14 protein-coding genes, 2 tRNA genes and 1 pseudogene are annotated in these 10,033 nt (G+C 37.4%); 4 read left to right on the top strand and 13 right to left on the bottom strand.

Going from position 1 to position 10,033, the window contains the following annotated elements; translation table 11 throughout:
* Positions 1 to 4: 4 nt before the first annotated feature.
* From JCM9152_RS23430 to JCM9152_RS15485, 11 genes are all read right to left on the bottom strand, one after another.
* Complete coding sequence (locus JCM9152_RS23430) at positions 5 to 166, bottom strand: hypothetical protein (RefSeq protein ID WP_156315001.1); 162 nt, start codon at positions 164 to 166, stop codon at positions 5 to 7.
* 34 nt (positions 167 to 200) lie between these two features.
* Complete coding sequence (locus JCM9152_RS15530) at positions 201 to 896, bottom strand: distal tail protein Dit (RefSeq protein ID WP_035346141.1); 696 nt, start codon at positions 894 to 896, stop codon at positions 201 to 203.
* Positions 893 to 3,310, bottom strand: coding sequence for a phage tail protein (locus JCM9152_RS15525; protein WP_035346139.1), 2,418 nt, complete (start codon positions 3,308 to 3,310; stop codon positions 893 to 895). Before JCM9152_RS15525 ends, JCM9152_RS15530 begins: the two co-directional genes overlap by 4 nt.
* A 72-nt stretch (positions 3,311 to 3,382) precedes the next feature.
* Positions 3,383 to 3,919, bottom strand: a complete 537-nt coding sequence (locus JCM9152_RS23425; protein ID WP_035346138.1) for an SHOCT domain-containing protein — start codon at positions 3,917 to 3,919, stop codon at positions 3,383 to 3,385.
* 65 nt (positions 3,920 to 3,984) lie between these two features.
* A complete protein-coding gene (locus tag JCM9152_RS15515) occupies positions 3,985 to 4,542 on the bottom strand; it encodes a Gp15 family bacteriophage protein (protein ID WP_035346136.1) in 558 nt (185 codons plus the stop codon).
* 6 nt (positions 4,543 to 4,548) lie between these two features.
* The gene (locus JCM9152_RS15510) at positions 4,549 to 4,929 is read right to left on the bottom strand and encodes a hypothetical protein (protein WP_035346134.1); all 381 of its coding nucleotides are present in this window, start codon (positions 4,927 to 4,929) and stop codon (positions 4,549 to 4,551) included.
* 162 nt (positions 4,930 to 5,091) lie between these two features.
* Positions 5,092 to 5,529 carry a phage tail tube protein gene (locus tag JCM9152_RS15505; protein ID WP_035346132.1) on the bottom strand — a complete coding sequence of 146 codons (438 nt, stop codon included), beginning with the start codon at positions 5,527 to 5,529 and terminating at the stop codon, positions 5,092 to 5,094.
* Positions 5,522 to 5,914: a hypothetical protein gene (locus tag JCM9152_RS15500; protein ID WP_035346130.1), complete on the bottom strand. Its 393-nt coding sequence runs from the start codon at positions 5,912 to 5,914 to the stop codon at positions 5,522 to 5,524. The genes JCM9152_RS15505 and JCM9152_RS15500 overlap by 8 nt, the downstream gene beginning before the upstream one ends.
* Before the next feature lies 1 nt (position 5,915).
* Positions 5,916 to 6,452: a DUF4355 domain-containing protein gene (locus JCM9152_RS15495; RefSeq protein ID WP_035346128.1), complete on the bottom strand. Its 537-nt coding sequence runs from the start codon at positions 6,450 to 6,452 to the stop codon at positions 5,916 to 5,918.
* 144 nt (positions 6,453 to 6,596) lie between these two features.
* On the bottom strand, positions 6,597 to 7,010 hold the full coding sequence (locus tag JCM9152_RS15490) for an ArpU family phage packaging/lysis transcriptional regulator (RefSeq protein WP_035346126.1): 414 nt from the start codon (positions 7,008 to 7,010) through the stop codon (positions 6,597 to 6,599).
* A gap of 309 nt (positions 7,011 to 7,319) precedes the next feature.
* Positions 7,320 to 7,520 (bottom strand): XtrA/YqaO family protein, encoded by a 201-nt coding sequence (locus JCM9152_RS15485; RefSeq protein ID WP_035346124.1) that lies wholly within the window; start codon positions 7,518 to 7,520, stop codon positions 7,320 to 7,322.
* 166 nt (positions 7,521 to 7,686) lie between these two features.
* On the opposite strand from JCM9152_RS15485, the gene JCM9152_RS15480 reads away from it, so the two are divergent.
* The 4 genes and pseudogenes from JCM9152_RS15480 to JCM9152_RS24165 all read left to right on the top strand — a co-directional run.
* Positions 7,687 to 8,040: a helix-turn-helix domain-containing protein gene (locus JCM9152_RS15480; protein ID WP_035346121.1), complete on the top strand. Its 354-nt coding sequence runs from the start codon at positions 7,687 to 7,689 to the stop codon at positions 8,038 to 8,040.
* 155 nt (positions 8,041 to 8,195) lie between these two features.
* Positions 8,196 to 8,810, top strand: coding sequence for an ImmA/IrrE family metallo-endopeptidase (locus JCM9152_RS15475; RefSeq protein ID WP_035346119.1), 615 nt, complete (start codon positions 8,196 to 8,198; stop codon positions 8,808 to 8,810).
* The gene (locus JCM9152_RS15470) at positions 8,788 to 9,138 is read left to right on the top strand and encodes a hypothetical protein (protein WP_035346117.1); all 351 of its coding nucleotides are present in this window, start codon (positions 8,788 to 8,790) and stop codon (positions 9,136 to 9,138) included. The genes JCM9152_RS15475 and JCM9152_RS15470 overlap by 23 nt, the downstream gene beginning before the upstream one ends.
* A gap of 241 nt (positions 9,139 to 9,379) precedes the next feature.
* A pseudogene (locus tag JCM9152_RS24165) lies at positions 9,380 to 9,508 on the top strand (hypothetical protein); the annotation flags it as partial.
* Between the two features lie 351 nt (positions 9,509 to 9,859).
* Here the strand turns inward: JCM9152_RS24165 and JCM9152_RS15460 are convergent.
* Together JCM9152_RS15460 and JCM9152_RS15455 are read right to left on the bottom strand one after the other, a co-directional pair.
* Positions 9,860 to 9,935, bottom strand: a tRNA-Thr gene (locus JCM9152_RS15460).
* Between the two features lie 6 nt (positions 9,936 to 9,941).
* A tRNA-Asn gene (locus JCM9152_RS15455) sits at positions 9,942 to 10,016 on the bottom strand.
* Positions 10,017 to 10,033 lie beyond the last annotated feature (17 nt).

Raw genomic sequence — 10,033 nt, 5'->3', positions numbered from 1 at the left:
TCTACTATATAAGACGCTTCTTCCCTGTCTGCTTCAACAGTAAATGAGAAGGCTGATTTGAAATACGATTCAGCTCTTCTCGAAATGGCGCTTCTATTAGTCCTGTTTCTTCAGTGATCACCGTTAACAAACGATCATCCTGATCTAGAATGTATAATTCAGCCAATTAGAGCTCCTCCTTTCTATACTTAAATTCATCATTAATAAAATCGCTCCGTATACGTGACGGTGGTTGGTTGGTTCGTTCTTAACGTATTTTCACCTGGCTTAAGCAAAAACCATTTTGACTGTAACGATAGGGCAACTGCTAAATTCTCACCATTTAACCGAATTTCTCGTTTTGTATAGTCTATTTCTAATACGTCATTTTCTATAAAACCATAATTTAAACGAATCATACCTCCCTGGCCATTTTCAAGTGTAAAACTAGACTCATTATTCATAAAGACCGTCCGACTTTTCCACGGCATTTCGAGCTGACCTGTAATAAGGAAGCTTGTAAATGTTGAATGAATATCGATTTGCTTATCCTCACCAAATCGGCAAGCGATTGGCAAATAGAAACGAATATGCCCCTTGGCAAACGTATAATTCTCCTCGAGCTCCATATCGTGATACAAAGCAAGATAATAGCGCTGTGGTGAATCTTTAAATAGTAGCTTTTTCGGTTGGTCATGAACTAACCAAGTAGACAAATCCTCTTTTCTTTCCTCAATTCTCTTATTCCCTGTTATTGTAATCGGAACCGTTAATTCGGCACTAGTAAAGCTCTTTTTCCTCACCCGATCACCACCGGTTAACTTAGGGGTTGTTAAGAATTCAACAGGAGGTGTTGGAGGTCGAAATAGCTCGCTTGTCACGCGAATGTATTCTTTGTCAATTCCATTAAAGATCATACAAAAGCCCCCCTTTGACTTGGCACTCGTTGCTGTCTGGATTTATTTCTTTCTTGTAACTTAGTAATGTCATCAATAATTTCACTCGCTATTTTTTTACTTCCGACATTAACGTTAATTACAGCTGGCTGCTTTTCATAGGCACTACTCGTATTCATTTCATTCTGCGTCGCCCCATTTGCTACTAGATTCAAAGATGATAACCCTGTCAAGCGACCTAATGGAATCGCTAATCCTCTTAAGTGATTTTTAAAGTCATTAATGTCTGGCTTCATCCACTCAGCAGCTTCTGCTGATTTTCGAATGACACTACCTTTTTCTTTTTCGACTCCTACTTCGAAGCCCTTCATCAAGTTAACACCTATTACATCGCGCATCCATCGAGATGGAGAGAATATAGACAATGCACTTTTAATCTTTCCCTTTATCCCCTCAGCAATTTCGTTCACTTTACTAAATACATTCGATGCCATCCCACCAATACCATTAATGAGTCCTTGAATCATCTCTTCTCCTATATCTTTTAAGTCGACATTCGTTAAGAAGGAAACCGCATCATCCCATATGTCTCTTATCGTATTTTTAACATCCTCCATTCTCTCTTTTACAGCATCTTTCACATCACTAAACTTCTTCTTAACTTCATCCCATATATCCGCTAATTTTCTAAAAATATTTAGGACAATGGCGTCCCAAATCTCTCGTAGTAGTAGCTGTATGGCTTGTGTACGTTCATTAATATTGGATTTAATCTTTTCCCAAATATTCGATGCTACCGAAAGGACGGAATCCCATAATCCTATCAAATAAGACTTTAGTCCATCCCATAAAATACTAACTTGATCAATGACTAATTGAACATATAACAATATTTGCTCTTTTATCGTCTCCCAGATCGTTGTAGCAGCATCTTTAATATTTTCCCAAATGGCAAACAGATTTTCAGCAAACTCATCCAAATCCCCTTGTAACAAATTAATTAATAAAAGGATCGGCCCTAGAATAACATTCTTTATCAGTTCCCATGCAGCACTCGCAATGGTTTTAATATTTTCCCAGGTCTCACTAAAGTATTCCATAATATTTTCCCAAATTTGACTAGTACCATCGAAAATACTCTCCCATAGTTGCATATAGAAATCGATTAATGGATCAAAAATTGAGTAAATCGATTCAATCACTTCATTCCACGTTTCAACTATACGATCCCAGATGCCTATTGCGACCTCCACAATCGAATTCCATAAATCAATGAAAAATTGACTAATTGGTTCCCAATAAATATAAACTAAAACTGCTGCGGCAATAATAGCAGCTACTAGCCAGGTAATAGGGTTTAACCAAATGGTTCCGTTTAATAAAGCAAAGGCTTTTTGGATATTTTTTATATATCCAGCTACAGAATTAAATGCACCTATACCTACCACTACAGATCCTACCCCAACAGCTATACTTCCTAGCAATGGCAGCCACGGCTCTAAAGCCGTATATATTTGTTTCAAGCGTTCAATTAAAGGAGGCAATGCTTCAGATACAGAATTAAGCGTATTTTCAAAGGCTAAGCCGAATTCAACCATCATCGTGCGCATATCTGGTAACCCATTAGATGTAAGCATTTCATCAATCGATTGAATAATTTCAGTTGCGCCACGAGTGACTGAATCTCGTATGATATCAAAGACATTTTCCCACGTTACCCCTACTTCTTTCGCAGCCCCTTCGATCGAAACAAAGCTATCACTTCCTTCCTTCATGCTTTTAGAAATAACCTCTACAAACTCCTCTGCCGAAATCGTTCCATCTTCTAATTCCTTCTTAACCTGCTCAACACTTTTCCCTGTAGCGTCCGCATACATTTCAGGAGCATTTATCCCCACATCATAAAGACGATTTATTTGGTCCATGGAAGCTTCATTGGTAGAAAGCATGCTCACTAATGAATCTGTCACTTCAGAAAATTGCTCCCGACTACCATTACCGTAAAATGCAACTGCGTCTCCCCATATCTCAATGTAATCAGTTGCTTTATGAATATCTGTACCGTGTGTAACAAGGCTTTGTACCGCTTTAGTTGCTGTATCAAATCCAAAAGCTGTACCTGAAACAGCTTGCTTCGTTTTATCTAAAGCCACAGCTGCTGCTTCACTACTGCCTGTTATGGCCGTCATTGTACGATCAAATGATTCAATGACATCAACATAATCAAAGCCCTCTATAAACGATTGTTTTAATTGTTCAATTCCTTTTCCTGCAAATACATCGAGATTCAAAGTGCGTACAATGTCTTCTAAGCTATAAGCTAGCTTTTCGGTTTGCTCTTCTTGCTCATTGACTTGTTTACTTACATGATCTAACACAGATGAAACCAGCTTATCGTTAATTTTTATCTTTAAAACAAGTTGACCATCTTCCATCTTCTTCACCTACCTTTTTAATAGCATAAAAAATAGCCACCCCATGTGAGTGACTAGTCATACAAATTCAATTTACGATAATAACTGCTGCTTTTTCTTTTCGAATTCTTCTTCTGAAATAATCCCATCATCAAGAAGTTGTTTAAATTCTCTTATTTGTTCGGCAGTTGTTATTTGTGCCTCATTATTATTATCATCTAGCTTATTTTCTTCTAACTTGTATATATCTAATTTGTCTAAACGATGAATTTGTTCCGGTTTCATAACAATTTCAATCGTATAAACTTCCCCTGTCTCAATATCTTTAAACCCTAAAGTACAGTTTATCTTTTTTTTCTTTTTTGCTCCAATCGCGCCACCAACTAAAGCAGCTCTTGCACTAAATAAACTACCTACAGCTGCACCTGCTAATGCTTTAGAGTTACTTGTTTCCTCATAACTACGCTCTGTAAACCCCAAGAAATAGTACTTTTTCTTATTAACAGTTACTACACCCTCTTCTTCTCCATAATAAATCGAGTATACCATTTCCCTTTTATCTCCTATTTTACCTTGAACAACCTCAACAGCAATAACCTTTTTAGGCTTTAACCATCCCTTCAAACCCATAAAACATTCACCCTCCCACCTATAGTTATATAACTATTATAGCGGATATTTCTCAAAAATGGTGATTATTCTTTTAACTGGTACGCCTTCTTAGCTTTGTTAATCTTTTCTCTTTGCTTTGCGTTCCCTTTTCCAGTTGGTAATTCCATTGTTCTAATATTCACTACTTCTTTGAAACGAGTATCACCTTTCAATCCATCAAGTAAAGCTAAAAATTTTCGCCAATCTAGCTTTCCTTGTTGTTCAAATAAGTCGATCCCATAGTCCTGCATAAAGGAAGCATAAATAAATTCAGCATCTTGTTTTATGGAATATGGTGGCTTATTATCGTTCGCCACTTCTGGCATTGGATTACCTTGTATGTCAACAGCCTGTTCCAATTGCTTTCCTGAGATTAATTGAGTATAAATTTGTTGTAGAACTTCCGATTTCCCCTGAATAGTTAATTCCAGTTCCACTCCTAATAGCATTAATAATGCCGTTTCCACTTGAGTTACATCATCTATTTCATCATCGTTAAATAAATCATATAACTTCAAAATGTTGTCAAAGCTCATATCCACTTCATACAATGTCCCATCTATTTCAATGATCTTCTCAAGCGAATAAGCAAGATTAAACACTCGCTATCACCTATTCTGCTTAAGATATTTCTTAGCTTTGTCAGCTTGAGATTGATTAAATCCAGCTTTATTGAATTCGTCATTCAGACTTTCAACTACAACCATTAAATACTTTGCTAGCAATGTAATTGAAGGAGTTTGGTCATACAACGCTTCAAACGCTTCATCGCCTAGTATTAGATTATAAGATTGCTTTAACACCTCTTTTGTTCGATTAAAGTCTTCTTCATAATCCTCTTGCTCCTGCATAGCTTCCACTTCTTCTTTAATACGTAAGTACCCTTCTTTTACCTTTTTAACTGCTTCATCAGCAACATCAACTGAAAACTCCAGTTCACCGATTTGGACTGGTATGACCGTCTTCTGCGTCGCAATTTTAATAGCCATCCTATCACTCCTTATTTGAATAGACACTGAAAAAAGTTGATTTTTGAGGCCACTGAAAAAGTGAAAATCACACTTTTTCAGTGGCCTCTGATTTTTAACTTTTCCAGTGTCTTTATAGTTATTCTTCTTCCTCTAATCCCCCATCAGACTCTTGAGGATTCATCAGGGTGCAGCTGTAATGGTTGGCTTCCGGTCAAATCCAATCGTGCAGCTAAAGGTAGCAAACTCGGTTGCTTCTCCACCACTTGTAATCGGTACTGTTACCGTAGCTGGACCTTCAATTTCTGTCCCATCTGAATCTACTTTCTTAAACATAATTTTCCGGCCTTCTCCTACTTCACGCTTAATACTATTAATAAACGCCATTGCCGGATCATCCTTGTCATACATCCCTTCAAATGAGTACTGTTCAAGGCGAGCTGTTACATCCGTTGTTGGATTTCCATCCCCATCATAATAGCCTGTAGCCTCACTCGTTTCATCTGTATCGTCCGTAACAGATGAAATCCACTTTGCCAGCTGCATGTATTCTGGCTCTTCACCATTTGATGGCATAGAAGCCACAAAATATCCTGTTAATGCGTTCTTTTGTCTAGTCATTATTTACCACTCCTCTAATGTATAAATCGGCACTGAATTGTGCCCCAAAAATATAATATTCATCTGCTTGTACAATCTTCTTAGGATCTTCTGTAATTGTTATCTTCTTAAAATCATACGAATCGCTATTTGAAGCACCTTCTGTTCTCAGCAAATCATTTACTATTTGTAGTAACGTTCGATATGCTTCAAACTGTACATCATGTCTTACTAACACTTGAAATAGGAAGGATTGCTCTTTTGCCCCATCATAATAATGACGATACTCATTCGTAGTCATTCCCATGACTGCAATGCTATTTTCTTCGAGAAGAATTGGTGATACGACAGGTACATCATAGCTCTGTTCATTTAATACATCTAAGACCAGTTGCTCTACATTCATCTTAAGCACCTTCTTCCCTACGTTGGGTAACATGGCTTTCTTTAACCGCCTCTTCTACTGCACGATTGAACGCTATTTGAAATTGATCGATATGTCTCTCTATCTTTTTGACATTCTGATCTAACAAAAAGTCTACAAATGTAATCGGCAGCTTTCTTTCGTTTAGTAGATAGATTGTTTTAAGCTTTAGTTCAGTTTGATTTAAAACCTTTTCTAAAGTAGCCATGTCCTTTTCAGCTTTTTCACGTATCGCTTTCTCTCTAGCTTCCACAGAAACTTGGGCAGCTTGTATAGCCTCTGATCTTTCTTTATAAAGCTTTTGCTTATATTCCTCTTCCCATTTTGCTTTAGCCGTTTGTAGAGCCATCGTTACGCGTTTATCTCCTTCAGACTGGAGTGCCTTGCGATATTCTTCAATCGTCTTTGGAAGTGTACATTGCCACTTCTCTCTCTTTCTACTTACATTAGCATCGCTATCAGTTGCGAAGCGCTGAAGATGCATGATCATAGGATGCTGATTCTTAAACGAAACATTCATGCTCAGTTCCTCCTTTTTGCCCCTAGAAGTAACACCGCCTACTAGTTGCAAGTTCATTTTGTTTTTTTATGAAAACTTAACTTACTATCATCTTAATCGTTTTTTCACGTTATGCTCTGCCTTCATTCTGCCAAATGTCTGCCATCATAACTGTAAGATAAATGCTAGCTTATGAATAGCTTTGCTTTTTATGCGATAATACTGCCGCTCACTTAAGCTCAGCTCATTATATACTTGATAATCAAAGGTATCTCCTTCTGTTAAATACCTTTGAATAATAATGGCTCTTTCTTGCTCTGATAGTTTATTAATCGCTTTTCTCATCTGCTCAATATATTCACCATATTGCTTTTTCTTTTCAATATTTTCTACTGCTGCATGCTCTGTGCTTGAATAGAATTCATTTGTCTTAGTTGGTGGAATTAAAGAGAAGGATTGTGTTACTTTTGGCATTACGTCTTCATCCAACAATAAGACGTATAATTGATACCTTTCTAGCGCCGATTCCACGGCCTCCTTTACACTGTTTCGATTTTCTTGTGTTAATGGCTTTGTCATATTGCTACAACTCCTTTATTTTTTATTTCAGATATTTTAAATAAGAGAGGCTGTCCCTTTTTGAATAACCAAAGTAATGAATGGAGTCGCTACATCTTTTAATAGTTTTTGTGATAAGTGCTTTTCTCTCCACAAGGTGTAGCGATCGGATCCATTGCCATTTTTTTTGCTTTTTTGAACAGACTATATAAGAAAAATTTCCTAGCAGCGTTTTCATTTCATCATCTAAAAAAGACACTAACGGATATGGTTACACCATCATCCATTAGTGTCCTCCAGCTGACTGGTAGAACGGTTATTCCGTAATCATTAAAAATCTTCTCCTTCATCAAATTTAACTCGTTTCACTTTATTCTGATGCGTAACAATACTCGTTACACCAAAGGCAGGTAGCTCCGTTGTCTTCACACGTCCATCTGAAACTACTACAACAAAAGGCATGTCACAGTTGCCAATTTCAATTTCTATCTTTCCTGATGTAGGATTTGCATTTATATGTTTAAGCCGCATGTTCTTCTCCTTTCTTAAAACTATTAAACTTTGCATATTGCGTTGTTAATGACATAATACAACTCATATCGCACCGAAGTCAATGCGTTATGTGAATTATCTTAATAATTCTTTTCAATATGCGAAGTTAACGATATAATATTATAAAGAGAGAGGCGGTGATCAAATGGATAAAAAAGAATTCGGAAAGAGATTACGTCATTTAAGAAAAACCCAAACTTCATACACCGTTAAGGAATTCGGTTCAAAGTTCAACCTTGCTGAATCTACTATTTCTGGATATGAAAACGGAGCAAGAATGCCGGATGCCAGTATGATTAATAAATTTGCTGATTTCTTTGAAGTTGATACCGACTACCTTCTCTGCCGCTCAAATGAACCTCGAAGTAAAATCAATATTGCCTATGATGGTGGAGTGGTCGATGTTGAAGATGAGGAAGAAAGAGACTATTTAATGCGACAACGCGAGGAATTTCGCAAGCTAAAAAAAAGAATGCAACAAAGAATGCATGAGTCATAAAAATAAATGTCATTTTTGACTGTTTTTGTCGAATGTATAGAACAAATGGTCGCTTTACGTTTAAAATAGTAAATGTGACTAACTTGAAGTCCTTCTTTAGGGCTTTTCTTCACAAGAAAAAGCGAACATATATTCCTGTACAAGGGTGAATACATATGAAATATGCTACTTTGAAAGAAAGCCAAGTGACGAATATGATGAAAGAGAAGAACATTAATACGATAGAGGAATTATCGTTAGAAAACGTAAGTGAAGTATTTAAAGTTGACATACTCTACCATGAAAGAAAGAGCAATTGTTTGTATGATGAAGATTACGCAGTCATTTACCTTGATAGCAGACTTCCTTATTATGAACAGCGATTGATGTTTTTTCATGAACTGGCTCATGTTATTTCCCATGAGGGTTCACAAAATAAGCTAGAAAAAGAATTTATTGACTTACAGGAAGCCCAAGCAAACCGGCTCGCTCTTTATTTATCAATGCCTAGATATTTATTTGAACCATTGGCAATGAAATATCAATCCGTCGAAAAATTACACGATCTATTTGAATTACCTCAAAATGCGATTATCGAGCGAATGGCTTCTATAAAGAGAGAACAGGAAAGAACCGAGTTCCATTTGAAACTGCAAACCATTGAAAATCAAAGAACACGAAAGTCCCTTCAACCTGGGCAAATATACAGTTCAACGAAGAGCATTCTCCATCAATTGAAAGACCAAGTCGGAGAGGAGAAGTTAAGCTATGACGTTAAGCGTTTATTATAATGAAATAGACGGACATTTATATCCACAGTGGCTTTTACTTAATGCGACTATGAAAAAAGAATTTGTGAGTTATTCCATTAACCCACCTTTTGAACGATTTCACTCAGAGGACTTCCATGATTCCATGTCTATCTTATCTGTTTCACAAGGCGCACTATTGCGTGATCCCGTTGATCGCACCCGTTTTTCCATACACATTCCTACCGTCGTTAACGATGCTATCAATAATGGAAGTAACATAAACTCTATATACAATGCCAGTCATTTCTTAATACAAATTGAAGAGCTTGAAGAGTTTCTTCAGATGAATGTACGTGAGCAGTTGTAGTGCAGTGGTGAAGGTATAAAAAGGTGGAAAACGACATGATAAAGTTCGTTTATATGATCAAGCGGATTGAGGGGATGAGTATCGATAAGTTCGTAGAATATCATCGATTTAACCACGCTCCTCTATTCTCCTCGATCCCAGAGGCCAAGATGTATGTCCGAAAATATGTGGTGTCCCACCCGGTTGCCGCTAAAAGCTACCCACGTATGATGGGCTTACCGAAATATAGTTCGACAGTTGGGCCGACCATGATGCGTTCTTCACCTCGGACAACTACCTGCAAAAAGTTAATCCCGACGAAAAGAAGTTCATTGACTTAAACTCTGTCGGCGTTGGTCACAGAAGAAAAGACAATGATCTAACTTTATGAATCCATAACAACAGCTCTAATGGCATGAGGAGAATCAACTGCCCTCTAGCGCGATGGTATTTTGACAGAAAAGTCCTGAGAGAGTAGGTCACCGTCAAGCAACGAAAGAGTACTGTCGACAATTCGGCAGTGCTCTTTACTATAAACATGTCTCTTATGCTTCGAACGTTGATTCAATCAATTATTTTTTAGTAAGTATAGATAACTTGGATGAATTACTTCAATTCAAATTAAACATGAAAAATCGTTCAAAATCCATTTTCGTCGGCACAATGTCGACACGCGCGGAATTCCAAACAAATTAAAAACGCCTTTCAGTCGCTGAAAGGCGTGTCATGTATAGGATTCATCTGGAGCTTCCAAGCGGACTTGAACCGCTGACCCCTACCTTACCATGGTAGTGCTCTACCGGCTGAGCTATGGAAGCATAAAATGGCTCCACAGGTAGGATTCGAACCTACGACCGATCGGTTAACAGCCGATAGCTCTACCACTGAGCTACTGTGGAACGATAAATTTATGTAA

This window comes from Halalkalibacter hemicellulosilyticusJCM 9152 (assembly GCF_000513115.1).
Lineage (GTDB): Bacteria > Bacillota > Bacilli > Bacillales > Bacillaceae_D > Halalkalibacter > Halalkalibacter hemicellulosilyticus.
This window is presented reverse-complemented; position numbering and strand designations above follow the sequence as displayed.

What these genes read in the sequence shown, in the direction of transcription:
- JCM9152_RS15475 (WP_035346119.1), top strand. Translation starts at nt 8,196, where the DNA reads ATGAAATATGCTACTTTGAAAGAAAGCCAAGTGACGAATATGATGAAA.
- JCM9152_RS15480 (WP_035346121.1), top strand. Translation starts at nt 7,687, where the DNA reads ATGGATAAAAAAGAATTCGGAAAGAGATTACGTCATTTAAGAAAAACC.
- JCM9152_RS23425 (WP_035346138.1), bottom strand. Translation starts at nt 3,919, where the DNA reads ATGGGTTTGAAGGGATGGTTAAAGCCTAAAAAGGTTATTGCTGTTGAG.
- JCM9152_RS15485 (WP_035346124.1), bottom strand. Translation starts at nt 7,520, where the DNA reads ATGCGGCTTAAACATATAAATGCAAATCCTACATCAGGAAAGATAGAA.
- JCM9152_RS15470 (WP_035346117.1), top strand. Translation starts at nt 8,788, where the DNA reads ATGACGTTAAGCGTTTATTATAATGAAATAGACGGACATTTATATCCA.
- JCM9152_RS15510 (WP_035346134.1), bottom strand. Translation starts at nt 4,929, where the DNA reads ATGGCTATTAAAATTGCGACGCAGAAGACGGTCATACCAGTCCAAATC.
- JCM9152_RS15500 (WP_035346130.1), bottom strand. Translation starts at nt 5,914, where the DNA reads ATGAATGTAGAGCAACTGGTCTTAGATGTATTAAATGAACAGAGCTAT.
- JCM9152_RS15490 (WP_035346126.1), bottom strand. Translation starts at nt 7,010, where the DNA reads ATGACAAAGCCATTAACACAAGAAAATCGAAACAGTGTAAAGGAGGCC.
- JCM9152_RS15505 (WP_035346132.1), bottom strand. Translation starts at nt 5,529, where the DNA reads ATGACTAGACAAAAGAACGCATTAACAGGATATTTTGTGGCTTCTATG.
- JCM9152_RS15495 (WP_035346128.1), bottom strand. Translation starts at nt 6,452, where the DNA reads ATGAATGTTTCGTTTAAGAATCAGCATCCTATGATCATGCATCTTCAG.
- JCM9152_RS15525 (WP_035346139.1), bottom strand. Translation starts at nt 3,310, where the DNA reads ATGGAAGATGGTCAACTTGTTTTAAAGATAAAAATTAACGATAAGCTG.
- JCM9152_RS15530 (WP_035346141.1), bottom strand. Translation starts at nt 896, where the DNA reads ATGATCTTTAATGGAATTGACAAAGAATACATTCGCGTGACAAGCGAG.